This is a genomic window from Nocardia sp. NPDC005978 (genome assembly GCF_040614455.1).
Lineage (GTDB): Bacteria > Actinomycetota > Actinomycetes > Mycobacteriales > Mycobacteriaceae > Nocardia.
The window spans coordinates 1-26,702 of sequence record NZ_JBEXUS010000111.1 but is presented as its reverse complement, the minus strand read 5'-3'; the positions used below and the strand labels follow the sequence as shown (position 1 = coordinate 26,702).

Below are 26,702 nucleotides of genomic sequence, written 5' to 3'. Positions count from 1 at the left end.
GGTACTGCACTCGACAGGGTGTGGGAGAGTAGGTCACCGCCGGAACATCATTCACGAAACCCCCTGACTTCGGTCAGGGGGTTTCGTCGTTTCCGTTCATTGTTCGCTACAGCAGCGTCAGCTGATCCGGACTGACCTTCGCCGGCAACCGCGGATGCCAGATTCCCAGCACCTCGAACTGTCTCCGCCGCCCGGCGTGATTTCCGATGAAGAAGTAGAGATCGCTTCCCGGGTCACACATCTCGCGTTCCCACTTCTCGCGCAGTCGACGCCGCGCCTCCTCGGGACCGTAATCCTGTATCCAGGCCCGGCCATCCTGCCCGAGCTCCCAGTCCAGGCACTGCTGTTCATGCCCGCGGCACGCGGCGTCGGTACATCGATACCGATAACTGAGCCGAAACGGCATCGGCTCCATCAATGCGATCTCATCCCCGAAAAGACTTGGGGTACTGACCGCCTCGATCTTGGCCAGGTGCTGGGAAGCCCACGGAGACCCGTGCTCGACCACCACCCCCTCGACGAACGGCTTGACGAGCCCGAACGACGGCGCGTGCTCACCGCTCGTCCGCCCGAGGGAGTTCGGCCGAAGCAACTGACAAGCACTGGTCGCCCCGATCAGCGGCCCCAGAACTTCCCGCCGCCTGACCCACTGCCGCCCATCCGCTTTCACGTGCCCGACGACCGTCAGCGACTGAGCGTCCGGCCGATACGACTCCGGCCGCGGGTCCCGCTCGCTGTCCCTTCGAACATCCACTTCCACGATGTCGTACTTCTGAAACCGCGAATACGCCTCGGCGGTTCGAAACCGCATGGGATACAGCCGAATCCACGAAGGCGACCCCGTGTCCAGTCGCACTCCCGCGACCGCGGTGACTTCACCGTCCGCCTCCGAAGCGGCCGGATATGTCTTGACGGTAATCAGTACCCGCGCCCGCTCCACCCCTGACGCCATAACCTTCACCTCCCCACGGTCGCGCCCCACAACCGCGGTCCGAGTCCCGAACCCATACGCGATGGGCATTGCCCAAGTAGTACCCCACCGGTACGACATCACCCGTAGCTCACCTGCGAATGACGATTGCCCCACCAACCTGCCACCGCCCCCTCGCAACCCCCGATCTCTTGACATGATGTTGGGGTGCGCATCCTCCTCGCAGTCCTCATAGTTTTCGCCGGCCTAGCGGTAGCAGCCGATTTCGGCGCCGCCTCCTACGCCGAGAAGGCAGCGTCCGAGACGATGCGCAACACCGCGAACCTCGGCTCCGACCCCCACGTGGACATCCAGGGCTTCCCCGTCCTCCTGCAAGCGGCCACCGGCAAATACAGCAAAATCGTCGTGAAGGCAGACCAGGTAGGCAACGAGAAGTTCGGCCTGGTAGACGTGGAAGCCACCTTGGAAGGCGTGGAGATCCCCCTGACCGACCTCTCCGACCGCGTCCTCCACAAGCTCCCCGTGGACCACCTCGAAACGACGGCCCGCTTCAGCGCCCTCCGCCCCCTGGCCCTGGTGGACGTGGCCGGCCTCCTCCCCTTCGGCGTCACCCCGACCAGCGTCCGGATGGACGGCACCACGATCGTCGTCACCGGCAGTGGCGACAACATCCTGATCGACATCGACGAGCTGAAGGGCAAGAAGTCCTGAAGCGAATGCCTCGCGAACGCGAGTGTTGACGCCTGGACCGGGCGGACCGTTTGCTTCTGCCATGGGTTAGCTGGCAACATTCGCCCTGTTCAGACGATGTGTTTCGGATAGGTGGGGGATTGTCGGTGGCTGGTGCGCGGGGCCGGAAGAGAGCGTTGATCGCGTCGGGAATCCTGGTGGCATTGACCGGTTGCGGGACAACGGAATCCGGGTCTCCCGGTGCGGAGTCGTCGAATGCGGACGAGCGGATGTCCGCGTACCAGGATCCGTGCACGATTCCGGTCTCCGCGCTGACCGCCGCCGGTTTGAACGTTGAGGACGAGCGGCCGGGCACGATCGGTGTCGAGTTCAACGGCTGGAAGGGCTGTTCCTGGACTTCCACCGCGGACGAGTACGCGTTCTCCGTCAACACCGGGCCACGCAAACTCGCTGACTTCCAGCAGGATTCGACCTTCGCGCGTTCGTACACCGCCGCCGAGGAAGTCACCCTCGGTGGACGAGCGGCCCGAGTCTTCGTGACGGGCCCCGATCCGGACCGCCGCGCGATGTGTGCGGTCGGTGTCGAGACCTCGACCGGCATGACGCTGTTCCAGACGATCGGGGCAACGGCCGGGGACAAGGGGCAGCCGGGTGACCGCTGCGACGAAACCGTCAGGGTCGCTACCGCATTGATCGGTCGCCTACCCGAAGCCGATGCGGGACCGCCGCCTTCCACCCCCGCGTCGGCCGTGCAATCCGAGTCGGATGTATTGGCGATCTTCGGAAACCTGGATCCCTGCACGGTAGTCACCCAGGCCGAGGTGGATCAGATGACCGGCACCTCCGGCTTGGCGCCGAATCGGACAGTCGATGTTCCGGGCAGATCCGCGACCTGTGCCTGGGGTGGCGAGCGACCCGCCCTGCAGATCGGCTTCCACGGCCTGGTCAAGGACGACTACACGATCACTCCGCCGAACGACCGCAGCAAACAGCTCAGCGCCGAAATCGGTCGCGCCGTCGACCTCTCCGGATACGACGCGACAGACTGCTCGGCGATGACGATGTACGAGAATCCACGCCGGATGGTGTTCCTGCTCGTCGACCCGCCGGGTGATGATCGCATCGAAGGGGGCGTGTGCGGACGTGCCCTGCCCACGATCGAAGCCGTTCTTTCGGAACGTATTTCCTGGCCATAGGACTCCCCTGTAGTCGGATGCACGGGTATGGGGATGAGGGAGCTCGTCTCCGCGCTGCTGTCCGGTCGACCGCGGCCCATTGACCCACGCGTGAAGCATTGAGAAGCTTCAGATCCAACTCACTCAATGAACACGGAGATCGCTGATGACCATCGAGGACGGCCACACGGCCGACGCGAAGCCCTACTCGACGATCACCTACGAGGTCGCCGACGCGATCGCGACGATCACCCTGAACCGCCCCCACGCGCGCAACGGCTTCACCCTCACCATGGCGGACGAGCTCGGGGCGGCCCTGACCGCCGCCGACCTCGATGACGAGGTCCGGGTCATCCTGCTCGCCGCGGCCGGCGACTACTTCTGTGTGGGAATGGATTTCGCGGAGCCCTCGCTCGGCGACTTCACCGACCCGGACTGGGACGAGCCCTCGACCCGGGTTGTCCGCCCGATGGTGAACTCGAACAAGCCGGTGATCGTGGCGATCCAGGGCGCGGCGGTCGGCGTCGGCATCTCCATGACCCTCGCGGCCGACTTCCGCCTTGCGGCCGAGGACACGCGCTTCGGCTTCGTGTTCGCCCGCCGCGGCCTGTACCCCGAAGGCGGCTCGACGTGGTTCCTGCCCCAGTTGGTCGGCCTGGCGAAGGCGAAGGAGTGGATGCTCACCGGCCGCCTCTTCGATGCGCGGGAGGCGCTCTCGGCGGGCCTGATCACCAGCACCCACGCATCGGCGGACCTGCTCCCCGCCGCCTACGCCCTGGCTCGGGACCTGGCGGTGAACGTCGCGCCGACCTCGGCCGCGCTGATCCGCCGCGCGCTCGTCACCATGACGGCGCACGGCGATCCGGAGGCGGCGTTCGCCCTCGACAGGAAGTCCATTCCGCACGCGTCCGCGAGTCCCGATCTGGTCGAAGGCATCTCGTCGTTCCTGGAGAAGCGTCCGCCCCGATTCACGGGTGTCGCGCGGCGCGACGTACCCGATTTGGCTGACTGGCTCGGGTGAGGGCGCTGTGTGCGCGGGTGTGCCTGCGCGGCGAGGGCGGGCGCTGTGCGCCCTCGCCGCGGGCGGGTACTGCGCGCACGAGGCGACGCAAGTCTCCCGATCGTGCGGCCTGTCGCGACTGCGCTCGATGACGTGAGCTGATCTGCCGTGTCGGAGGCAGCGAACCAGCTGCGGCAAGGTGTTGGGGAACATCGGTCTACGCCGACGGTCGTGTGAGTTGGCTCGGCTGCCAAGTGCTGTTATGTGCGTTCGGCATTGTAATGTCGGTTCTTACTCGGTGGTCTCGGAACCAAGCCTCGAGGCGGTGCGGTGACTTCCATCCGGTCTGGGGTGCGCGGCAGGGCCGCGCGCCCGCCGCGAATCGTTCTGCTCGCACGTGACGAAAGGTTCGATCGATGACCCTGGCTTTCGCAACAGCTGTTTTCAACGCACCCGTCGATGTGGTGTGGAAACGCGTGCGGGATTTCGGCGATCTGTCCTGGCATCCCGCGATCGCGAGCTGCGGCCTGGAGGTGGGACCGGTGGGCGAGGATGGGGTGGCGGAAACCCGGCGCCGGATAGTCACTCGCGGCGGAGAGGTCATTGTCGAGCGGCTGGAGGCATTCGACGATGTGCGGCACCGATACAGCTACGCGTTCGCCCAGAACCCTTTTGGTGTGCATACCTACCGTGCCACGCTGGAGTTCATCCCGGTTACCGCCGACGATACGACATTCGCGCACTGGCGGACCGAGTTCACCGCCGCCGAGGATCGACTGTCGGAGTTGTCGAATCTGTTCAGCCGCACTATTTTTCAAGCCGGACTGCACTCGTTGGACACGCTGGTTTCCGAGATCGACGCGTCACCCGGGCTCCGAGCCGCTCGCGGAATCGGATGACATTTCGGTCGGATCGGTCGGGTTCTCGGTAGTCGTGAACACCCACGCGGATGTCGGCGACCAGCGCCGTGCCGCGCGACTTCGCGAGTGGTCCCGTCTCCGAGACTTCGGGATCTCGGGCAGACGGTCTCGGAACTGCTCGGTGAACAGCTGGGCCGGGTGCAATGACGGCAATGCCGTGTTGTCGGGGCTGAGGAGGTTCGGACCGGAACTGCTGTCATAGCCTCGAGATATCGTGCGTTGCATGGTGTTCAACGCGCGAGACCATATTGCCGTAGACACGCTTGCCGGGCGCGACGCCCAGGACGGGATCGCCATCCGATCCGACCTGCTACCGCCCACCACCCACGGCTCGAACATCCGGGGAATTGTCGACCGCGAGATTTGGGACGCGTTACGGATTCCGGTGTGTGCCGCCGCCGGAAATCGGTGTGAGATCTGCGGGGAGCGGTCCACGCGCAACGGCCGCTCGAGCCGTCCGGATTGCCACGAGAAGTGGGTTTTCGAGTTTCGGGACGATCGGCCGGTTCAGCGCTTGCAGCGGCTGATCGCGGTGTGCCAGGGCTGCCATCAGGTGCAGCATTCCGGGCTGGCCCGGGTCAAAGGGCTCGAACACGAGGTGATCGCGCGGTTGTGCCGGATCAACCGGTGGAGTCGGGAACAGTCCGACGCGGATCTCGACCGGTCCAGCGCGCGATCTTCGTATCTCGACCAGTTCGATTGGGATCTGGATCTTTCGGTGCTGCGCGGGCAGCTCGTGCTGCGGGACTATCCGGAGATGTATGTCCCCGCCCGTGATCGAGCGCGGCTCGGAAACTCCTTCTTCGGCATACCGCCGCGGGGCGAAGGTACGCCCCGGTAACCCGTTCCGGCGGACCGGGATCCCGGTAATGTTCCGGATCGATAGCGGCAGGTGAGGGTGAGGGTGGAATGAAGGCGTCGGAGACCACGCTGGCGGCATTGGTGCAGGGGGAGAAGCAGTTTCAGATCCCGCTGTATCAGCGGACGTATTCGTGGACCGACAAGCAGTTGGCGCAGCTGTGGAGCGACATCTGTGAGCAGGCGGATCTGCTCGCGGCGGGGGAGGAGGGGACCACGCATTTCTGCGGGTCGGTCGTGCTGGCCCCTTCGCCGTTGAACGATGCGGCCTTCTCCCGGTGGCTGGTGGTCGACGGCCAGCAGCGGCTGACGACATTGAGCCTGGCGCTCGCGGCGATCCGGGATCACTACACCGATCCGCGGCAGCGCGAGCGGATCAACGAGCAGTATCTGATCAACAAGTTCCAGGAGGACGACGGCTACTTCCGGATCCTCCCGACACAGGCCGACCGGCCCGCCTACAGCGAGCATGTCCGAAACACGCACGCCGGCAACGGCGGTGACCGAATCGGGTCGGCGTACCGGTACTTCCGGCAGGCGTTGATCGCCCTGGACGATCCCGCCGAGCCGCGCGAGGTCTCGCACATCGAGAAGGCGATCACCACGCGACTGACGCTGGTCCAGGTCGTCGCCGACCGGGACGACAACGTTCATCGAATCTTCGAGTCGCTCAACAACACCGGGCTCAAGCTCTCGCAGGCGGATCTGGTGCGCAACTACCTGTTCATGCGCCTGCCCAAGCGCGGCGAGCAGGTGTACCAGACCTACTGGCTGCCCATGCAACGCAGCCTGAGCAACGAGCAACTGGAACAGCTGATGTGGCTGCAACTGGTGCTCGACGGCGGGGTGCGCGTCCGGCGGCAGGACATGTACTCCGCGCAGCAGCGCAGATTGCTCCGGGACGGTGAAACCGAAGAGGACATCGAGACCTATGTTCGCGAATTGCACCGCAAGGCAATGCATTTCCGCCGGATCGTCGATCCGGAACACGAGCCGAATCTCGAGGTGCGACGGTACCTGCGCCGGATCGACCAGTGGCAGGCCGCGACGACGCATCCGGTTCTGATGATGCTGCTCGACAAGCGGGACACCGGCGTCATCTCCTCGGACGATTTGGTCCTGGCCCTGTCCTACATCGAATCGTTCCTGGTCCGCCGCATGATCTGTCAGCGTTCGACCCAGAGCCTGAGCGGCATATTCCAGGAGTTGCCCGGCCAGCTGCCCGACGGGATGACGGTGGTCGAGGGCCTGCGCCACGTTCTGTCCGCCTCGCGGCGCTACTGGGCTACCGATGACGAACTGCGCGAGGCCATCGCCACGAAACCCTTCTACTGGTACGGGAAGTGGGAACAGCGCCGACTGGTCCTGCAGCGGCTCGAGGAGAGCTACGAGCATCCCGAGCCGGTCGATTTCGTCAACGCCAAGCTGACCATCGAACACGTGCTGCCGCAGGAACCCGGCCCGGAATGGCTCGCGGCTTTGGAAGTCGGTGCAGCGGAAGGCGAATCGCCTCGCGACCGGCACGCGCGTCTCGTGCACACCCTGGGCAATCTTACACTCACCGCCGAGAACTCACGCCTGTCGAATCACCCGTTCGAGCGTAAACAGGACCTGCTGGCGAACAGCCACCTGGAGATGAACCGCCGCATTGCCGCCACCGCGACCTGGGGCGCCGCCGAAATCGCCGCGCGGGCAGCCGAACTCGCCGACCGTGCGATCACCCTGTGGCCGAGTCCGATCGGCGGCGTCGAGCGGGTGGAGAAGACCCGCGACTGGAGCCTGCTCCGCCGCGCGCTGTCGGTCCTGCCGCCGGGCACCTGGACGTCCTACGGTGATCTGGCCGCGCTGGTCGGCTCCAGCCCCATCGCGATCGGTCAGCAGATGACCCGCGCGTACCCGAACGCCCATCGCGTACTCGATCACGCGGGCCGCGTCGCCGAAGGCTTCAACTGGGGAGACGGTCCGGACCGCGGTGACGTGGTGGATGTGCTTCGTACGGAGGGCATTACGGTCAACAGTCGCAATGTTGCCGCGCCCGGCCAGCGGCTGAATGTCCGCGACTTGGCGGACCTGCTCGGCATGACCGAGGCCGACGCGACAGCCGCCGTGCGGCCAGGCACGGCGAGCGAGGTCGACCGCCGCGCCCGCTTCTTCGCCCAGCTTGCCGAGAAGAACCCGGCCCCGGTGGCCGAGGCGGTCACGAACGTCCTCGCTTTCTGGGAATCCCACGGCGGCCACCTCGAATACGGCACGGGCGCAAAGTCCACCAGCTGCATCCTCATGCTCAACCGCGATTCCGCCGGCCCGATCTGGCCCGGCGCCTTCTATCCCGGCGACGGCGGACCCGGAAAGCTGGAGATCGTCTTCCAACACCTGGTCGTACGAGAACCCTTCACCGGCAACGAACTTCGGAACGAGTTCCGCCTGCGTCTCAACGAGATCGCGGGCGTGGACATCCCGGAGGGCAAACTCGCCCTGCGCCCGACCTTCTCGCTCAAATCGCTCAAGGATCCAGCCGAGTACCAGCGGCTGTGTGACGCGTTGCTCTGGTTCCGGAACACGGCACTCGGTGGCGAGACCACCGGGGGCGGCTGGGATGCCGAGACTCAGCCAGTCTCGCCCGCGGTTCGCGCGTTGCTGGCAGCGCTGAGCGAACACGGCGTCCCGGAACCCGAGATGTGCGTCGAACTCGGCAGGCACAACTGGCCGGTCGAAGCCGTCTGGCCGGAATGGCGGCTGGCGCTGGTCGAAGGTGAGGACGACGACCGGGACAGCGGGCTGGCCGAGGGCGGTTACCGGGTTGTCGGGGTCGAGAACACGAAGCCGGATCAGTTGGCGGCCTTGCTGATCGGTGAGCGCTGACGTCGGCTCCCTTCCGAGCCGAGCCGAGCCGAGCCGAGCCGAGCCGAGCCGAGCCGAGCCGAGCCGGAGTTGGTTGCTCCGGCCTTCATATTCGCCTCGAGACCAGCGACGCGCTACCCGGCGGTGATGTGGGTTCGTCCCGGTTGACGTGGCGCCGGGCACGCGAGCGCACCGGAGTTCGAGCCGACATCCCCGGTCCGAAGCGCTTGATGCGCGCGCCGACGTGGCCGTGGTCCCGCGCTGCGAGGTCGGGCGTGCAGAGAACGGCCGGTCGCGAGGGATCGGCGAAGCGATGCTGGGGCCGGGCCTGCCGGTCAGGCCGTGAGCCGGTAGAACCGCCAGAAGCCGAAGTCCTCGATCGGCAGCACGTCCACGGCACTGAAACCGGCCTTCTCCGCGTACTCGCGCAGCTTCGCGGCGCGCATGACCGTGCCGGTCCCGGCCGAGTCCGGATGCGCCATCCCGTCGGGCAGGCAGACCAGCAGGCTGAACCCGTACATCAGCCGGTCGACCTCACCGCCGGGGCCGGTGAACTCCGGCTCGACCGCCTCGTCCATCACGATCACCGCGCCGCCCGGGAGCAGGGCCTTCCGCATGCCGGTGAGGACGTCCACGGGGTGCGGCATGTCGTGGACGCATTCGAACGCGAACAGGGCGTCGTATGTCGCTTCGGGCAGGTCGGTGGCCGCGTCGGCGTGCCGGAAGCGGACGCGGTCTGCGAGGGCCGCGGCGTTCTCGGTGGCCATCGCGACCGAGGGCTCGTCGATGTCGTAGCCGTCGACCGTCAACGTGGGGTATGCGCGAGCGAGCGCGATCGACGACCAGCCGCCGCCGGACCCGATATCCGCGACTTTCGCGCCGGGCCGTGCGAGGAGGGCGTGGAGATCGGTCACGCCCGCGAGATCGGCGGCAAGGCGTCGCTCGAACCAGGGCCGGTTCATATCGGACTGGGACTCGCGCATGTCCACCCCGAAATCGGACCAGCCCACCCCGCCGCCGTGGCGGTACGCGCGCACCAACCCGGGCATCTGAACACCGGCACCCGCGATCATCCGGGCAAGGGGCGCAAGGTAATTGAGGCTGGTTCGGTCGGTGAGCACCTCGGCCGCTCCGCTCGGCAACGAGAACCGCCCGTCCGAATCCACCGTCAGGATCCCGGTGCACGCCTGCTGCTCTAGCCACTCCCGCGCGTATCGGCGATCCCCGCCGGCCCGCACGGTCAACTCCGCCGCATCCGCGGGCCCGCCCTCGGCCAGCGCCCGATACCAGCCGAGCCGATCACCGAGGTGCGCCGCCAGGATGTCGATCGCCCCGAGCGCGGCCCCGAACATGCGCTCGGCGAACTGCTCGGCCGTCAGTTCCACGTGGCTCACTGCGCCCTCCGACGTGATCGTTCCCGTTGTCGCTTCCGACCTGTGGAAGGGGATACGGGAGGGGCCGCGCGCGGGTTCTCGCTGTCAACGATTCGGTCTCTGTTTGCTCCGTAGCTGTCAGGTAGCCGGAGAATGATCTAGATCAGTTTCGGATGATCGGAATCAATCATGAAGGCACTGTCATTCCTCGGCCCGGCCGCCTGCGCGGTCGCTGCCATCGCATTCATCTGGCCGGCCCAAGCCGGCGCTGCTCCGCTCGGCGCGGTGGAAACCGCGACGGTGTCCGCCCAGCCCAGTACCGACTGCCACCCTTCCTACGACCCGTGCGTGCCGAACACCGGCAATGTCAACTGCGCGGACCTCCGCGGCCCGGTGCGCGTGCACGGATCGGATGTGTATCGCCTGGACAGGAACGGGAACGGAATCGGGTGTGAGGAATCCGAGAAATAGCTGGGAATTGATCGAGGGGATCTCGAAGATCGGAAGCAGTGATGAGATCGGCTTCATTCCTCGGATCAGCGGCGTGCGCGGCCGTGGCCTTCACCCTTGCCTGGCCGATCCAGGCCGCCGCTGATCCACTGACCGACTTTCTGTGCAACAGCGGATCGACTCAGTTTTTCCGGCCGCCGCCTCCGCTGGCCGGAAACTGTCACCCGTCCTATGACCCGTGCGTGGAAAGGAATAGTGATGTCGATTGCCTCGGTGGCGGCGGCAATGGCCCCGGCTTCACCGGCCCCGTCCGCGTGATCGGACCCGATGATTACGACCTTGACCGGGATGGCGACGGCCGCGGGTGTGAGAACAGCTGACCAGGCCACGTCGGCATACCCGGCTCCTACGTCAGATCGCGCCCGTAGCCGAACTGCCTGGCCAGTCCATAGTTGATCTCTTCGATGACGAACGGGGTGGGCTCGGAGTCTTCGGTGTGCGTGGTGATGTCCTCCGGCGTGACGTAATCGAACGCCGCGAAGGAGTTGTCGTCGAAGGGATCTGCTCGGCGGGACCAGTACTCGTACCGGGGTATGCCGCCCGGCACATCCGCCGGACAGTCTCGGATTCCGTCGGCGCAGTAGGCGCGGGGCGTCTTGGCGGTGCGGGATGCGAAACCTTCGAGGACCAGGCGGTGGGGCCAGGTATCGGTGAGATCATAGAGATAGAACAGGGCATCACCGGGTGAGCGCAGGATTTCGTCCAGCCGGACCTGTGATTCGGGGGTCGCGCTGTCACCGCGGGCAACAGCCACGGCGTCGACGTACCGCTCTGCATCGGGCGCGTCGAAGGCTGTACCGCAACGGAATTCGTGATCGGCGCGACCTACCCAGCCGAAGCACCAACCGAGAACCTCGTGTAGGTCGTTGAGGAAGAGTTCGGAGGAGACCTCCAGCAGCCGGGCCAGCGGCGGATCGGTACCGATGACCGTCGCCTGCACACGTAGGGTGGTGGCCCGCTTGCGGCGCGGTCCACGATGGGAAGGGCAGGGCGGCTGTATCTCGGCCACGGGTGGACATTAACCGACACGGGGGCGAGATCCGTAGCGGTTTCAGGGATTCGCACCGCAAAGTCACACGGTATGTACGGTATGACCGGCTGACTCGCGGCGTCGCCGGTGCCGATCTAATCCCGATGGCGCAATCGACCGGGTTCTCGTCGCTACGGGGTCGAGATGGACTAGATTCGCGCCGATGACCGTCCCATGGACCGAAAGCCCGCTCGCCGGAATAGATCTCGAGACGACCTCGCCCGATCCGATGACCGCCCGCATCGTCACCGCCGCCCTGGTGTTCCCGGATTCCGATCTCGACCGCGGCTGGCTGCTCGACCCCGGTGTGTCGATTCCGGCCGAGGCGACCGCGGTGCACCACATCACGACGGAGCGGGCCCGCACGGAGGGCGTGGACTACGCGCTCGGCTACGCGGAGTTGCGCGCGGAGCTCGAAAGGGTTTGGGCGCGCGGCTATGTCGTGGTTGCGTTCAACGCGAGCTACGACTTCACCGTGCTCGATCGGCAGGGGCAGCGGCTCGGCCACCCGCCGCTGGTCCACGGGCCGATCGCGGACCCGTTCGTGATGGATCGGGAACTGGATCGGTACCGCCCGGGTAAACGGACGCTGTCGGCGCTGTGCGAACACTACGGAGCCACGCTCGGCTCCGCCCACGACGCCGGCTATGACGCGAAAGCCGCTGTGGCGCTGGCGGAAATCCTGGCCGCTCGCTACGCGGTCGATCTCGGAACGTTGACGCCGGCGGAGTTGACGGCCGCGCAGAGCGGTTGGCATCACGATCGGCAGGAGGATTTCGCGGCGTGGCTGCGGCGGAAAGGCAGGGATGCGGGGGATATCGACGGGCAGTGGCCGATTCGGACGGCCTAACAACGCGGGATTCCATGACCGCGTGTTCGCCGCACGCGCGGGGATGAAATTTCCTCGGTGCAAGAAGCGGACTGCCTGCGCCGCTGCTGGAGTCGGCAGTCGGCGCGGCGTGGGAGCAAGTGCCCGAGGATCTGCGATACCTCATGCTGTGAGTTCTCCGCACCTTCGACACGGGTGTCGAAGGTGCGGCGTACCGGGAGATTAACAACGACTGAACGTTTGCCACGCGGGTCGTTTCAGGGCGGGTATTGATCACATCCGGTGTTAGGTTCGGCGCGGAATGTCCGTGTGCGCAGGCGAATTCGTAGTGCCCGTGGCTGTCATGCTCTGGGGGAGTCATGCAGGTTTCGGCGCAGGAATTGCGGGATACGGCAACAGTTGTCGACGCGATCGCGGACGGGGTGGGCAAGCTTCCCAGGGTCGGCGCGCCGGGCGGAGGCGGGAGTTTCAGTGCGGCGCTGCCGGGTTCGGAAACGGGCACGCAGCTGGACCGGGTGGACGCGGCCGGAGCTCGCGCGCTTCAGGTCGCGGGTGGCCGGTACCTGGCCATCGCAGGACTGTTCCGTACCTCCGCCGACACCTATCAGGGCACCGACCTCGCCGCGGCCGCGCGTTTCGCCGCGCTCGGCGATCTCAACTCGGGCGAGCGCTTGCCGTGAGTGTGCCGACTCCGGAGCAGATTCCGCTCTGGTCTTCGGGCCTCGCGCATCTGGAGTCCAATGCCGCGGCCGCGACCGTGATCGCCAACGGCATTAGGACCGCGGTCGATGACATGGACAGAACCGTCGACGGCATGAACTGGTCGGGTGAGGGCCGGCGCGGCGCCGACACCCGCACCGACAGTGAAGTGCGGCAGATGCGCGTGCTGGCCACCGCGTTCGACGATCTCGCTACCGCCTGCCGGGACGGCCACGCTGCCATGGCGCCCGTTGTGGCGGAGTTGAAGGCCGCCAACGACCTGCTCCCGGGCGACGGGTACAAGATCCACGCCGACTGGCGGGTCACCGACGAGTACAACTTCGCGGCCGCCAACTCCGTCGCCGGGTCCGACCAGGCGCTCAAGGACACGCTGGCGCAGCTGCAAGCCGATCGGTCGGCCACGGCGGCGAACGAGACCGTGCGGTTGCAGGGTCTCGCGACCGGGCTGGGAGTCTCCGATACCGACTGCGCGACGAGGATGGGCCGCGCGATCGACGACATCGGGCAGTTGGCGCCGATTGCCGCGGGGCTGAATCCGACTATCGCGCAACAGGATATCGCCGCGATTCAGGACGGAAAGGCGACCCCGGACGTGCTGGCCAGGCTGCAAGCCGCATCCGCGCTGTCGCAGGAGCAATTCGACGACCTGATCAATGGGAAGAAGATTGATATTCCGCAACAGCAGTACGACTACCTCTACACGGTGTTGCGGTCGCTCGATGGCAAGTCGGTGGAGGAGATCAGCGCTGTCGGCGCACAGCTTCCCGCCGATCAGGCGCGAATTGTCAGGTCCGAGCTCGCGGACGCGATGCAACTGATGTCCAATCCGCAAATCGCTGCGCTGCCCCCTGCGGACGCGCAGATCTCCGGGGAGAGCGACACCGGAGGAATCGCTGTGCTGCCGACACAGGTTCAGTCGCTGTTGCGTGAAAACCCGGTTCGGCGTGGCTATTACACGAGTTCCGAGGTCCTCGACGTGCCACGGGCGAACGATTTCCTCACTCTGACCGACATGCTCGCAACCGGCGACCAGCGCCTGGCGCAAGGCACGGATATTGATCGGGGTCTGCTCAAACAGGGCGCGGAGATCGCGGCCGAACCCTTTCCGCACATCTGGGTGGATACCAACGCGGGCGGCATGTACGGCAGCCAACTCGCCGATCGGTTGCTCACAGCGGGCGGTGGTGATCGGCTCGCCGTCCATGACTTCCTCACCGATGACGGGAAGGGCAGAATGCAGGTCACCGTCACTCCCGGTGGAACCTATGACGCGAAGTCTCACTTGGCCGCGGTACTGGACTATCGGTGGTTCGGCGATGACACCGGGATCAACAAGATCTTCGATACGATCGAGCAGCACTCGCTCTCATCCGACCGGGAGGTCAAGTCCCATGCCGGTGAGTCTGCGCATGCCATCGCCGAGTATCTGGGTAAGAACGGGACCGAGCTGCTGCGGCAAGGAAGCGAGTTCCGGGCGGGGATCGTCGCTGACCCGGATACGATGAAGAATCTCGGCGATATGCTATCGACCTATCTCCCCGATATGGTGGGTGTCAACGCTGACTACCGGCTCACCTCGGGGTTCCAACCATTGTCCGCCGCTCAAGTCACGAGCATCTTCACAATTATGGACTCGAATTCGGCAAGCGCGCTCCAATTCAACGCCCAGGCCTTCGATGTCGTGGCTGAACTGAACCGGCAGTACGGTCTGCGTGGGGCTGACGATACCGAGCTGGCCACCTGGTCCGGGCAAATCGACAAGGCGGCGCAGGATGGTGCGCGGATCGAATTGCAGTCCCGGGTAGGGGATCAGGCCGACACGAAGGCTACGAAGATCGCTATCTTCGATTCGCTGCGTGAGGTCGCCGCGTACGAGGTCAAGAAGGTTCCGCTCGTGGGCGGGCTGCTGGAACTGAACGTCAAGTCCGCATCGCCATTCGTGAAGCTCGAAACACTTGGAACCGTCCCCGAACTTGATTCGAACGCGCCCGTCGAAAAGTACGGCAGCCCGCCCGCTCGCTACTTCAATATCCTGGAAGGCATGTCGAACGCGCCCGATCGCCCTGACCTGCGGACGGACCCTGATCTCGGTAGGTACTTCGATCCGTCGACCGGCGCATTACGTTCGTTCGACGAGATCCGCAATCTCGACGGCAATGCTCCACAAACGAATCTGCCACAACTCGAGAGCGCTTTGCGTAAGTATTTGAATCGCCAGTCTGTGTCGGGCGCGGGACTGCCGCTGACGGAGTACGACAGCGGCTGGGCAAGCGGGCACGGCCATGAGGCGGGGATCGCGCCTCGATGATGAGCATCCTTCGCCGCCGATGGGTTTTCCGTGCAGCCCTCGTCCTGTCGGCAGTACTGGCCGGTTGTTCGTCGACCGCGCCACCGGTGGAACCGTACCGGTGGCCGGACAACTACCAGTTCAACTTTCGGTGGTCAGGCACACAGGGGCTCGACCTCGCCTCGGAGCAGCTGACGGTCGTGCGGGCAGCCGTGGAATCGGCGTTCTTGGTCGATCTTGTCGGGTGGCTACCCGGGGCCACCCCCCGTCCGTATCCCGGGTATCGCGGAAGCACCGGCGGATCGCCACTTGGGTTCAGCTTCACGAACTTTCTCTCCGCCGAGGACTCGCTCGGCGGGACTTTCTACGGCTACGTGATCAACGTCGACGCTGTCGCCCCGCTGCAATCGCCTGGCGATTTGAACGTCAGGAATTCAGGTTGGCGCGTTGGCGCATGTGTGTGGTTGAACGGGCTGGCATTCGATACCGGAGGAGGTCTCCTGTATTCCGTGGAACGCGCGGCACTCGTCCCTCGCCACATCAGCATCTACCTCACCCCGCCGCCCGCCGGCCGGCCGACCCGCCTGGTCGCCGGCTCGGGCCCGGCGAGGTTCCCCTCCGCCGACGTGTTCGGCGAATGGGGCGTGGACATGCTGAACAGCCGTCCGGGCGGCCCGGTGTCGGATACCGATCGCGATTGCGGTGCGCGCCCGGACAATCCGGTTCCAGCGGAACTGCGTGCGCTCCCCGAACGCGGGGTGAAGCACACCTATACCCGGCCGTTGCCGACTTTGGATGCGTATCCGGGATGGCCCGAGGGCGCGAAGTAGTGTGGGAGGTCTCGGGGGAGTGCGATGGGGACTATGGATCTGCCGCCCGAGATCAGGGCGGCGCTGTCGATTCCGGTCTTGGTACCGGAATCGGCTGAGGAGCCGGATCCTGTCGACACAGACTCGGCCGCGATGGTTTTCGTGGATTGCGTGAGCTACGAGGATTGGAAGCGGGAGCGGGAATGGTCGATCCTGGCGCCACCGTGGATATGAATGAGGTGCGGGCGCGTCAGTTGCGTCCGACCCGAGCTGCGGGATCAGGCGGTATTGACCGAACTGCGCTGCCACACACGAGTGGTCGGGTGCCGCCGACTGGACGATGACGTCATCCCAGCAACACCGACTTCTCGCCGTGCCAGGTGACCACGAGTTCATCTCGAGCCCGGCTCGCCGCGACGTAGAGCAGCGAGCGTTCCCGCAGCATGGCCTCCTCACGTTCCTCATCGAGAACAGTGCGCAGACCGCCCGCAGCGGTCATGTGTGCCTCGCCAACTCCGGCGAGGATGACGCGTGAGAACTCCATGCCCTTGGATCGGTGCATGGTGAGCACCTGCACCACGTCGGGGGCGGCCGGATTGCCTTCGAGTGCCTGAGCTTTGATATCCCGTGACACCAGGGCGGCCACGAACTCGTCGCGATCGTGCTGTCCCCGCGTGAGTACGGCGATGGTTCCCGGATCGACTCCGTCGGTGATCCATTGCCACACCAGATCGGTGATCCGATCGAATTGGTCCGTGGCCGTGTGGCACTCGATGAGCTGGGGGTTCGGTCCCAGTCGCACCGATCGGTAGCCGTGCGTCGACTCCTCGCCCTGTTCCAGGTCGTGATAGTCACCGCCGGCCAGGATGTTGACCGCGAAATGCAGGTTCTGCGCCGTGGTCCGGTAGTTGAGCGTCAGTCGGCGAGCCCGCCCGACAATTTTGATTCCGAAGCGGGACAGCACAACCGGCTGTCCGTAGATCCGCTGATGCGAGTCCTCCGCGATGAACAGGTCGTTGGGTCCGTCGCCCACCAGGGCGCGCAACAGCGCCCAGTGGGTCGCGTGCAGGTCCTGGGCCTCGTCCACCAGAACATGATCGGCGAGATGGGGTTCGCCCGCGCTCGCTCGCTGCTGGAGATGCTCCGCCGCCACCGCGAGCACCTCGGGAAAGCTGAGGCTCTTCTCGTTGCGGCTCCGCTTTCGGAACTCCTCGGTCAACATCCACACCGAGAGTCGCTGCGCCCGGCTCAACCGCACACCCCGCCCGGCCCGAGCCACTTTCACGTAGTGATCAGCTGTCGACACCTTGTTCGCGAGAATGACCGACACGTACTCGCTTTCGAGAAACCCTGGGTTGGCGAGCCGCGCTTCGAGCCCGCTCTGCACCGACTTCGCGGCGGCCCGCCAGACCTGATCGGTCCTGGTTCGCTTCGGGGAGTAGCCGCGGCCTCCGGGTCCGAACAGCGCTTCGAGCGCCCCGGTCAGACCGGTCGAGTGATGTGCGATCGCGCCGGCGAGTTTGTCGATACCCGCCACGTATACGCCCGGCTCCCCGGGACGTTCAGCGATTCGCACGTCCGGATCCAGCACCCGCAGATCCGCTTCCAGGCCGATGGCGAGGGCTTTGTTGTACGTGGTCAGGATGATTCGCGCGTTCGGATTCCGTTTGGCGAGCATTCGCGCACGATGAATCGCCACCACGGTCTTGCCGGTACCGGCGCCGCCGGACAACCGGAAAGGTCCGCTGAAATCTCGTGCGACATAATCTCTCTGCTCCGGATGCAGGAAGGTACGCCAGGCCGCGAAGTCTCCACCTTCGAGCACCCGCCGCAATTCATCGTTGTTGTCGATCAACGTGAACTGCATCTGCGACGCTGGGGTCTCGAGCGCCTCGATGATCTGATCACTCTCGCCCCGGCTACGGTCGATCGACGACGTGGTGAACCCGAGCTTGTCTCGGATCTCGTCAATGCCCGTGCCGCAAGCGAGTTCGAGCAGGGCGTTCCCCTGCCACCCGCCGACCTCGGCCGCGAGCTCATTGATCGCGTAGTCATCGGCGGCCGCGAGTGCCAGCACAGCCACTTCCTCGGCAAGCCCGAGTTGCTCGGTTAGTTCCGTCGACGTGAACCCAACTTTGACGAGGAACGGCAACTCGCCGCTCCCGGCCAACCCCAAATCGCCGGCCGGCACGGGCACTACGGTCGGCGTCTTCCGCCCCGACTTCCCGCCTGTCCCTCCGAGTATGGCCTCCAGCACGTTGTTCACCGGGTTGACCCGCAACACCGACTTGGCCGCCATAGCGATGGCGTCATCATGCGGCCACGTCCCCAGATAGATGTAGTAGGTACTCCCCGCGGACCCATCCACCCGAAACAACACTGCCCGAAACTTCAGATCCACCCGCCCGGTCCGAACCCGCGAGTCCACCGAGTTCTTGATCGGCTCGATGTGCAACCCCGGAGTGGCGTCGTTGATCTGGATCTTCTGCAGAAAGTCGAACACCTTGCCCTTGAGCGACCCATCAAGCTTCGGCATCGCCTTGACCTGCGTGCCCATCACCACGTATGCCATGGCCGCCCTCTCCCCGCGCCGCGTCCGAACCCATACTCGGGCGCATCTGGTGCTATCAGTTTTCCGGATGCCTATGGGCCGGTATCAGCCTGTGGGTGGAATTCTCTCACCCGCGAAGTGCGGCCGACGGAGAGTAGGTCTGCGTATCCCCGCACACGCGGGGACGAGCCCTCTCACCCGTGCGCATTGAGCGAGCGATCAGAGGTCGCCTCATGTCCGCGTCAGCGAACACGGCTGCTGTACAGATCGATTCGTCGGCGATCTGGCAGGCAACAAGGCCGGCGTCCCAACCGTTGCCGACCCTGTCCCCACACTTCGCTAATCTGATCAGCGCGGCCCGCCGGGCACCGAAGGCCACTTCGTAGCTGCCTCCACCCGCACGTCGATTTCGCGCGCCCAGGTGGGGGAAGGCAACGTGGCTCTGATTCGCGGAAGTGCTCGGTATCTGCTTGCGGAAGCGCAGGCCGGGCGACTGCATCAGCTGATGAGCGAGCAGGCTCGGCATCAGTGGGAGCATCAGGTGGGGGCCGGTGAGGTGCAATCCTGGTTGCGAAGTCTGCCGCCGTTGCTGAATGAACTCGTCGAGTCCGGTCTGGGTGGTGTGGAGGTGTTGCTCGAGCACAAGCTCCCGCACAGTCCCAAGCGGGTCGATGCCATCCTCTGCGGAGTTCATCCACGCACGGGCGAGGTCAGCTATGTGCTCGTGGAGTTGAAGCAGTGGTCGAAGGCGGAACTGCTTGCCGCCGATGTGGTTTCGATTGCCACCTATTCGAACCCGGTGTTGCATCCGGTGGCGCAGGTCCGTGGGTACTGCCAATACTTGGTCGATTCGACGCCGGCGCTGGCCGAACTTCCGACGCAGTCCGTGCACGGCATCGCCTATCTGCACAACGCGACGTCGGCCGACATTCCATCGCTCATGAAGTACCGGCCCGACCGCTTCGGTCGCATGTTCACCGAGGATCTCAAGTCCGAGATGGTCGAACACTTGCGGTCGACGCTCGATGCCAGCGGCGGACGCGATCAGGCGCGCGAAGCCGCCGACCGGTTTCTGCGGTTCACACATGGACCGAGCAAGCCGCTGTTGCGATTGGCGGCCAAAGAGATCCAGGATCGCGAGCAATTCGTCCTGCTGGATGAGCAGCGGGTGGCCTATCAACTGGTGGAACAGGCAGTCGTGACCGCTCGCGCGCAACGGACCCAGACTGTCGTGGTTGTCATCGGCGGACCAGGGTCGGGCAAGAGCGTGATCGCGCTCAGCCTGCTGGGCGAACTGTCCCGGCAGGGACGGAAGGTTCACCACGCCACCGGTTCCAGCGCGTTCACCAATACGATGCGCAAGGTCGCGGGCAGCCGAAATACACGCGTGCAGACGATGTTCAAGTACTTCAACAACTACGTCGGCGCCGAGCCACGGGAACTCGACGTGCTGATCTGTGATGAGGCCCATCGTGTCCGCGAGAACAGCGTGAACCGCTGGACCGGGAAGGAGAAGCGCGCATTGGCCCGGCGTCAGATCGAGGAATTGATCGATGTGGCGTGGGTGCCGGTATTCCTGCTCGATGAGAACCAGATCGTGCGTCCGGGGGAGATGGGCTCGCTCGAGGAGATCAACGCGGCCGCGGTCGCCGCCGGATGCAGGATCGATGTGGTTCGCCTGGACGGTCAATTCCGCTGTGGTGGTTCGGATACCTTCGACGAGTGGGTGCGCCGGCTCCTCGGATTGGACCCGCTGCCACCGATCAGCTGGAGTCGACTGAGTGCCGGGACCGACGACGAATTCCGCGTGACAACCGTCGCGACGCCGGCCGCATTGGAAGCTTGGATCCTGAGCGAGCGTGAACAGCACGGTGGCACAGCCAGATTGGCTGCGGGATACTGCTGGCGCTGGAGTGATCCCGTGGATACACCCGACGGAAAGCGTCTTGTCGACGATGTATCGATCGACAGCTGGAAGCGCCCCTGGAATGCAAAGCCGGGCAAGAAAGTGCCCGACGCGCCCGAGTCCTACTACTGGGCGTTCGATGACCGGGGTTTCGGCCAGGTCGGTTGCATTTACACTGCTCAGGGTTTCGAGTACGACTGGTCCGGGGTCATTTTCGGCCCGGACTTCGTTCGGCGCGGGGACAGTTGGGAGGCTCGCCGGGAGTACTCCCATGACCCGGCTGTCAAGAAGGCCGAGGACGTGCATTTCGGCGCCCTCATCCGCAATACCTACAAAGTGCTGATGACACGGGGTATGGCGGGCACCTGCGTGTACTCGACCGACCCCGAAACCCAAGCATTCTTGGAGAAGATGACCGGGTAGCTCCTTCCCGGCTCGGGTAGCCGGTCGGCTACCCGAGTTCGGAGTACTTCGCCGCCCGTCCGCGGGAAAGCTCGACCGGGTACCGCTCCTCGTTGACGAGCAGTTTCGCCTGAACCGCGGCGCCGAGGTCGATGTCCAATACCTCCGCGAGCCGCAGTAGATAGATCAGGACGTCCGCCACTTCATGTTCGACCTTGACTCGGTCCTGCTCGTCGTCGCAAAGTGCCTGGCTCTGTTCCGGATTCAGCCACTGAAACAGTTCGGTCAGCTCCCCAACCTCACCGGACAGGGCCATCACCAGGTTCTTCGGTGTGTGGAAGCGTTCCCAGTCCCGCCGACGGGAGAACTCGGTCACCAGATCCTGCAGCTCGTCGATGGTCATGAGCAGTGTTTACCAGGCGCGGTGTGACGGATGTCGAGGGGTGCCTGTATCGGCAGCCTAGTCCCTGCCGGTGATCGTGAGAGTTACACAGCCGCAGATACTTCGGCGCTCCCGATTGGCGTCATGCGCCGAAGCATCATTGTCGAAGGTGTTGCTTCCCACGTTCGAATCGGTCTCCACGCCACTGGTTTGCGAGGCCTTCTCTCACGAGATCTGGCCTTCGATCGTCAGCGCAATCGACTCAGGCACAACCAATTTCAGTCTTTAGTCGATCTGAAGAGCGATCTCGTCAGATCTCTCGGATCTCCGATAGGGTTGTGCGATCGGTGAGTGAGGGGCGGATGCTGTGTCGGAATGGCAAGCGCTGGAAGCGTACTGGCGCGCCAGCGAGTTGCATGACAACTGGGACAAGCTGGTGGAGGAAGTGGGGCGTCGTTACCAGGACGCGCACCCCCGCAATAAGACTGCAGGCCCCGGCGAGGTCGAGGCTTGGCGCAACAGCGTGCACAAGCTGGCCACCGATCTGATTGCCGAAGGCCTCGGCCAGGTCTGGATGTTTGTCGAGTACCGTGTCGATGGCGCGATGGAACCCATCGACGTCGTTCTCGCGGGGGTGCATCCCGTATCTGGAACGTTTAGCTACGCCGCCATCGAACTGAAGCAGTGGAGCAAGATCTCTCGCCCAAGCCAAGACAAGGCGGGCAATAGTGAGTTCGTCTTTGTCCACGGATTGGACAAGAACAAGAAGCACCCCGCAGTTCAGGCATACGAGAACATGGTCTCGATGAAGCTGCGCCACAGTCAGTTCGACGATCGGTCGGTGAACCTGGTCGCAGCCTCCTACCTGCATAATCTGCACAAATCCGAGTATCAGTGGATCACGAATGTCCATCCACGGCCAGGTGTCCCGACCTTCACTGAGCGCACTCCGGATGACCTGACAAAGTTTCTCGTCTCCAACTTCGCTCCCGGACCGAGTTCTGCAGCGGCACAAGCTCTTTTGGAACGACGGCGGCGCGGAGTCTCCTTCCAGTCGGTCTTTGGTGATGTCGTCAGTGGTCGTGCCGAATTCACCCTGATCGAGACGCAGCAGGATGTGTACAAAGCCATCGTCAAACGGCTAGGCGAGATAAAGGGGTCTGGACTGCAGCTCAAGCAAGTGTTCCTTGTTCAGGGGCGCGCGGGCACCGGGAAGTCGTTGATCGCGACCGAACTGCTGGCCGAGGCGTCCAGGGATGGGCTCTCTGCCCGATATGTATCGGGCGGTGTCGCCTCCCGTGACACCTTCAAACGCGCGGCTCCCAAGGGGATGAAAGGGAGATTTGTGCCGCTATCGAAGCTGGCAGGATGCGATGACGACGAGATTGACCTTGTCGTCTGCGATGAGGCACATCGGCTCTATGCGCGACCGCGTCGTGGCGCGTTCGGCATGCTCGATGGCGATTCGTCGGTGGCCGTTGTTGTCAACAAGGCGAAGGTTCCGGTCTTCTTTGTGGACGGTGACCAACGACTCTTCAAGGACGAGGTGTGGACGCCGGAGGACATAAGGACTGCGGCCTTGCTTACTGGCGCCGAAGTGGTGCCGTTCGCCCTTGATCGAGTGGTTCGGTCGTTGGGCAGTAGTACCTATGACACGTGGGTTAGCCGGTTGATGGCGGGCAGCCCGATTCCGTGGGATTCGGGCGACGGGATCGAGGAACCATTCCAGTTGTACTACGCGGATACCCCCGGACAGATGGAGCGATTTCTCGCGTCGAAGCAGACCGACACTGTGACGGCACGGATGACCGCGGGGATGTGTTGGCCTTGGGAAGACCGAACCGGCTTGGTGCCTGAGGTTAAACCCACACCGAAATGGGCGAAACCGTGGAACGGTAACGACAAATCCGTAGCTCCAGGCGAAGTCCCCGACCGATTGTTCTGGGCGACCGATCCCGGTGGGTTCAACCAGATTGGGTGTGTACATACTGCGCAAGGCCTCGAGTACCACTGGGGTGGGGTCGTCATGGGCCCTGATCTCGTGTGGGATCCCCAGCACCACAGGTGGATCCAACACCGCGAGCATGTTGAGAGTCCGGCAGCGAAGATTCGATCTGACGCGGACCTGAACCGGGCACTGCGAAATGCCTACGGCGTTCTGATGACTCGGTCGATGTACGGGACGGTGCTGTACTCGACAGATGCAAACACCCGACAGCTCTTCGCCGAACTTGGCGTGCCGAAATGTCCGAAGCCGGGTGCGAGCCCCATGGCGTCAGCGTAGGTCCTGGCCGGTAGGTAGGTCCATGACAATCGATGTGACAACGGATGCCCTCGCAATCTCAGCGCCCGCACTGGCCAACCGCTTCTGCCACCCGCGCGGCGGAGGCCATGGTACGCCCCACTCTGAGAACTTGGCGCTGGACCATGCCCCTTCTGGCGAGCGGGCCCGTTCGATTCCCTCGGCCGGTAATCGTCGACCTGGATTCGACTCTCCCATCCGAGCTTTCCTTGACTCGGACGAATCGGGCTGCAGCTGTTAGGTGTTCACGCTACGCAACGGCGGTCGCGTCAGCCTTCGATCCGGCACTCCCACACGTAGTCCCGTGCCCGGCTGCGGGCGACCATGATCTGGCGGGCCGCGAGCTCCGTGTCGTCGGGCAGGGCAGCTTCCCGGACGACGTGCATCACCGCGGCGAAGTCCATACCCTTCGCGCGGTGCACGGTTCCGACCTTGACGCGGGTGTCGTCCGTGCCGTCGTAGTGCTCCAGTGACAGAGTCTTGAATCCTTTGCGCGGCAGCAATTTCGAAAAGTGCTCGGCGTCGCTGCCGGTCGTGGTGATCACGGCGATATCGCCTGGAACGAAGCCACAGTCCCGGATCTGTTCCAGCAAGCGGTCGTCGACGGCGTTGGCGGGCACGGTTTCCATGGTGGCCGAGCCTTCGGGGAGCACTGCTTCGCTGTCCCGCAGCGTGAAGCCGGGTGCGCCGTCCAGGTCGTCGACGGTGTTGACCGCGTTCACCTGTTGGGCGAAGGCCAGGATCGTCTCTCGATTGCGGTAGTTGACGTGGAGCTTGGCGCCGCGTCCGACGATGGGAATGCCCGCGTCGCTCATGCGCCAGCCGCCGGGGTAGACCTGCTGCTGTCCGTCACCGACGAGCAGCAGCGGGGACGCGGGACTACCACCGGCGATCTGGTGGGTCAGGCGCAGTTCGACGAAGGTGAAGTCTTGCACCTCGTCGACGACGACGAGACCGTAGGGGTCGTCCAGCGGTGCCGCGCGTAGCTCTTCGGTGGCCTTGGTGATCATGTCATTGAAGTCGTGCAGGCCACGCTCGGCCAGCAGGCCCTGGTAGGGCTTGAACAATTTGGTCCAAACAAGTTCTCGCTGTCGGCTGTCGAGCGTCCGGCCGAGGCGATTCTTGCGGTCGATGCGTTTGTACTCGTCGAGTTCGGCGATACCGAGCCCTTTGATGATTCGGTGAATCTCGTCTTTCCAGTAGGTCGGGCTGGGATGTATCGGCGTGAGGTGCTCGCGCGCTCCGTAGCGCCAGGCATCACTGAAGGCGGTCTCGATCTTTCCTTCGGCGGGCTCCATCTCCATGTCGCGGCCGCGCAGGAAGTTCCTCGCCCACGCGTGCAGGCCGATGAACTGGGCTCGATCGGCGGCATACGGAGCCAACTGGGCGAAGCCGGACCGGTGATAGGTCGGCAGTGTGCGTACGAAGCTGGTGAACAGCATCCGCCCGGGATTGTGCTTCGCGAAGTGCGCCATCCGGTGCACGGCGACAACTGATTTGCCGGTGCCCGCGGGGCCGCTGAAGCGGGCGGGACCGTTGAACTTCTTGTAGACCAGCTCCAGTTGCTGTGGGTCCAGGAAGGTCATCCAGTCCTTGAAAGGGCGTTGCAGCATGCGATTTCGCTCGTCCTCGTGCAGGTCTGCGGATTCGAACAGGGCGTCGGCGACGATAGACTCCGCGCTGGGTGCGTCATCCGCGGAGAGCAACTCGAACCTGTCGGACCGGGCGGCGACGCCGAACGCGATGTCACGAGCCCGCTGACGCGTCAGTTGCGGTGTGCCGTCGAACAGGTGCCGAGGGAGTGTCTTCGGATCGAGTGCGGTGTAGACGCCCTCCAGTGGGGGGATGTCGCGCCGGTCGCCCAGCATCAGCAGTTCGAGCATGTGCGGCACGAACTGATTGCGCCCGGCGGGGACGTTCGCAAAAGTCTCCTCGGCGCGAACTCGAATTCGGCTGAGGGCCGCGCGATCAGGGCTCGGATCGCCGAATACGAAGGCGAACACTCCAGTCGGTCCCACCGCGAAGGCCGCAGCTCGCCCATCGGGCAGGAAGGGACGGCTCCGATCGACGAGCACGTGCCAGGCCGGCCGCATGAGCGGCACGGATAGGAAGAGACGATGCGGGGTGGATAGGGAACCGATCCCTGCCAACTGCTCCTCGACCCACTGTCTGCGCTTCTCGAACCGCATATCCGGCATGAACGCCCCCGGTCTTGATCGTGGCGGACCCCCTGATCCGCAATTCGAGTATGAGTGCTGTTCTCGCAGAATGAATGTCGATCGAGAGAGGGTGGCACGCGATGGCACACCGTTCACGGGGTTCGATGCACGGGTAAGACGTCCGGCCGGAACCTCGATTGGGGTTCCGGCCGTGCCGTGCCGAGCTACTTGATCGCCACCCGCACCCCGCCCGAGAACGCCGAGTCGTGGAACTCGACCGCCGCGGGCACAGTCCCCTTCGGGACGTCGAAGGCCAGCACCGCGGAGATCTTGTTGCCCGGGTTGATCTCCGTCACCACGTCCTGGATCACGTTGTAGGCGGCCGCGGTGTCGTGGGAGTAGAGGCGGCCCTGGTCGTCTACCAGCTTCTGGTTGTCGCCCAAGTACGTCTGGGGCTTGTCTGCGCTGTTCGTGATGTCCACGTAGACCAGGACGTACTCGCCCTGGGCTTCCTTCTTCAGGTACTCGTTGGTGCCTACCGTTGCGACGGGGGGATCGACCTTCGTTACCTGGAACGCGAACTTGCCGTCGCGGACCTCGGTGCCGAGGGGTTCGGCGATCGTGCGCTTCTCCTCCTGCTTCGCGACTTCGTTTGCGGCGCTGCCGATCAGGAGGGTGCAGCCGCCGAACAGGACCAGGATGCAGAGGAAGAAGCCGCCGAGGACCCAGGGCCAGACTCGGCGCTTCTTCGGGGGGTGGGGGTAGTGGGGAGCGGGGGGCTGGGTGGGCCAGGGCTGCTGGGGGTGCTGAGGGTTGGTCATTGGTGCTCCTGAGGGCATGTGGGATCGAGGCTTCGGCGGCGTGCCGGAGACCGAGTGCGTTGGGGTGGTGGGAGATTGGCGTGCCGGCGCAGAGGGGGCATGCCGGGGACTTACCGTGCGCGGCTCCCCGCCGGCCGCGCCCAGGTTTCGATTTGGGGGAACGGCATAGGAGGCGTTCCCGAGCCGCGGTGCCGGACGAAGCCGGC

22 protein-coding genes are annotated in these 26,702 nt (G+C 64.7%); 14 read left to right on the top strand and 8 right to left on the bottom strand.

Annotated features, from left to right (window positions below; translation table 11 throughout):
• Positions 1-106: 106 nt before the first annotated feature.
• Positions 107-961 carry a hypothetical protein gene (locus tag ABZ319_RS33260; RefSeq protein ID WP_354990513.1) on the bottom strand — a complete coding sequence of 285 codons (855 nt, stop codon included), beginning with the start codon at positions 959-961 and terminating at the stop codon, positions 107-109.
• 177 nt (positions 962-1,138) lie between these two features.
• Here ABZ319_RS33260 and ABZ319_RS33255 point away from each other — a divergent pair, with 177 nt between their 5' ends.
• From ABZ319_RS33255 to ABZ319_RS33230, 6 genes are all read left to right on the top strand, one after another.
• Positions 1,139-1,642 (top strand): LmeA family phospholipid-binding protein, encoded by a 504-nt coding sequence (locus ABZ319_RS33255; RefSeq protein WP_354990512.1) that lies wholly within the window; start codon positions 1,139-1,141, stop codon positions 1,640-1,642.
• Between the two features lie 98 nt (positions 1,643-1,740).
• Complete coding sequence (locus tag ABZ319_RS33250) at positions 1,741-2,817, top strand: DUF3558 family protein (RefSeq protein WP_354990511.1); 1,077 nt, start codon at positions 1,741-1,743, stop codon at positions 2,815-2,817.
• A gap of 145 nt (positions 2,818-2,962) precedes the next feature.
• Positions 2,963-3,817: an enoyl-CoA hydratase-related protein gene (locus ABZ319_RS33245; protein WP_354990510.1), complete on the top strand. Its 855-nt coding sequence runs from the start codon at positions 2,963-2,965 to the stop codon at positions 3,815-3,817.
• Between the two features lie 395 nt (positions 3,818-4,212).
• Positions 4,213-4,695 (top strand): SRPBCC family protein, encoded by a 483-nt coding sequence (locus tag ABZ319_RS33240; protein WP_354990509.1) that lies wholly within the window; start codon positions 4,213-4,215, stop codon positions 4,693-4,695.
• A gap of 244 nt (positions 4,696-4,939) precedes the next feature.
• Positions 4,940-5,557: a hypothetical protein gene (locus ABZ319_RS33235; RefSeq protein WP_354990508.1), complete on the top strand. Its 618-nt coding sequence runs from the start codon at positions 4,940-4,942 to the stop codon at positions 5,555-5,557.
• Between the two features lie 68 nt (positions 5,558-5,625).
• On the top strand, positions 5,626-8,436 hold the full coding sequence (locus ABZ319_RS33230) for a DUF262 domain-containing protein (RefSeq protein WP_354990507.1): 2,811 nt from the start codon (positions 5,626-5,628) through the stop codon (positions 8,434-8,436).
• 314 nt (positions 8,437-8,750) lie between these two features.
• Here the strand turns inward: ABZ319_RS33230 and ABZ319_RS33225 are convergent, their stop codons facing one another.
• The gene (locus ABZ319_RS33225) at positions 8,751-9,767 is read right to left on the bottom strand and encodes a class I SAM-dependent methyltransferase (protein ID WP_354990514.1); all 1,017 of its coding nucleotides are present in this window, start codon (positions 9,765-9,767) and stop codon (positions 8,751-8,753) included.
• Positions 9,768-9,977: 210 nt separating this feature from the next.
• Between ABZ319_RS33225 and ABZ319_RS33220 the strand changes: the two genes are divergently transcribed.
• On the top strand, positions 9,978-10,259 hold the full coding sequence (locus tag ABZ319_RS33220; protein WP_354990506.1) for a hypothetical protein: 282 nt from the start codon (positions 9,978-9,980) through the stop codon (positions 10,257-10,259).
• Positions 10,260-10,324: 65 nt separating this feature from the next.
• Here the strand turns inward: ABZ319_RS33220 and ABZ319_RS33215 are convergent, their stop codons facing one another.
• A complete protein-coding gene (locus ABZ319_RS33215) occupies positions 10,325-10,627 on the bottom strand; it encodes a hypothetical protein (RefSeq protein ID WP_354990505.1) in 303 nt (100 codons plus the stop codon).
• A 17-nt stretch (positions 10,628-10,644) separates the two neighbouring features.
• Positions 10,645-11,307: a plasmid pRiA4b ORF-3 family protein gene (locus ABZ319_RS33210; protein WP_354990504.1), complete on the bottom strand. Its 663-nt coding sequence runs from the start codon at positions 11,305-11,307 to the stop codon at positions 10,645-10,647.
• A 184-nt stretch (positions 11,308-11,491) separates the two neighbouring features.
• On the opposite strand from ABZ319_RS33210, the gene ABZ319_RS33205 reads away from it, so the two are divergent.
• From ABZ319_RS33205 to ABZ319_RS33185, 5 genes are all read left to right on the top strand, one after another.
• Positions 11,492-12,178 (top strand): exonuclease domain-containing protein, encoded by a 687-nt coding sequence (locus tag ABZ319_RS33205; protein WP_354990503.1) that lies wholly within the window; start codon positions 11,492-11,494, stop codon positions 12,176-12,178.
• 338 nt (positions 12,179-12,516) lie between these two features.
• On the top strand, positions 12,517-12,837 hold the full coding sequence (locus tag ABZ319_RS33200) for a type VII secretion target (RefSeq protein ID WP_354990502.1): 321 nt from the start codon (positions 12,517-12,519) through the stop codon (positions 12,835-12,837).
• Positions 12,834-15,185, top strand: coding sequence for a hypothetical protein (locus ABZ319_RS33195; RefSeq protein ID WP_354990501.1), 2,352 nt, complete (start codon positions 12,834-12,836; stop codon positions 15,183-15,185). Before ABZ319_RS33200 ends, ABZ319_RS33195 begins: the two co-directional genes overlap by 4 nt.
• On the top strand, positions 15,182-15,994 hold the full coding sequence (locus tag ABZ319_RS33190; protein WP_354990500.1) for a hypothetical protein: 813 nt from the start codon (positions 15,182-15,184) through the stop codon (positions 15,992-15,994). Before ABZ319_RS33195 ends, ABZ319_RS33190 begins: the two co-directional genes overlap by 4 nt.
• A 33-nt stretch (positions 15,995-16,027) precedes the next feature.
• Complete coding sequence (locus tag ABZ319_RS33185) at positions 16,028-16,207, top strand: hypothetical protein (protein WP_354990499.1); 180 nt, start codon at positions 16,028-16,030, stop codon at positions 16,205-16,207.
• A 112-nt stretch (positions 16,208-16,319) separates the two neighbouring features.
• Here the strand turns inward: ABZ319_RS33185 and ABZ319_RS33180 are convergent, their stop codons facing one another.
• On the bottom strand, positions 16,320-18,545 hold the full coding sequence (locus ABZ319_RS33180) for a 3'-5' exonuclease (RefSeq protein WP_354990498.1): 2,226 nt from the start codon (positions 18,543-18,545) through the stop codon (positions 16,320-16,322).
• A gap of 415 nt (positions 18,546-18,960) precedes the next feature.
• On the opposite strand from ABZ319_RS33180, the gene ABZ319_RS33175 reads away from it, so the two are divergent.
• Positions 18,961-20,853, top strand: a complete 1,893-nt coding sequence (locus tag ABZ319_RS33175) for a DUF2075 domain-containing protein (RefSeq protein WP_354990497.1) — start codon at positions 18,961-18,963, stop codon at positions 20,851-20,853.
• Positions 20,854-20,881: 28 nt separating this feature from the next.
• Here ABZ319_RS33175 and ABZ319_RS33170 read toward each other — a convergent pair whose 3' ends face one another.
• Complete coding sequence (locus ABZ319_RS33170; RefSeq protein ID WP_354990496.1) at positions 20,882-21,235, bottom strand: nucleotide pyrophosphohydrolase; 354 nt, start codon at positions 21,233-21,235, stop codon at positions 20,882-20,884.
• A gap of 346 nt (positions 21,236-21,581) precedes the next feature.
• On the opposite strand from ABZ319_RS33170, the gene ABZ319_RS33165 reads away from it, so the two are divergent.
• Entirely contained in the window at positions 21,582-23,498 is a 1,917-nt protein-coding gene (locus tag ABZ319_RS33165; RefSeq protein ID WP_354990495.1) for a DNA/RNA helicase domain-containing protein, read from the top strand.
• A 287-nt stretch (positions 23,499-23,785) separates the two neighbouring features.
• On the opposite strand, the gene ABZ319_RS33160 is transcribed toward ABZ319_RS33165, so the two are convergent.
• Positions 23,786-25,705: a UvrD-helicase domain-containing protein gene (locus tag ABZ319_RS33160; protein ID WP_354990494.1), complete on the bottom strand. Its 1,920-nt coding sequence runs from the start codon at positions 25,703-25,705 to the stop codon at positions 23,786-23,788.
• A 194-nt stretch (positions 25,706-25,899) separates the two neighbouring features.
• Complete coding sequence (locus tag ABZ319_RS33155; RefSeq protein WP_354990493.1) at positions 25,900-26,496, bottom strand: DUF4352 domain-containing protein; 597 nt, start codon at positions 26,494-26,496, stop codon at positions 25,900-25,902.
• Positions 26,497-26,702 lie beyond the last annotated feature (206 nt).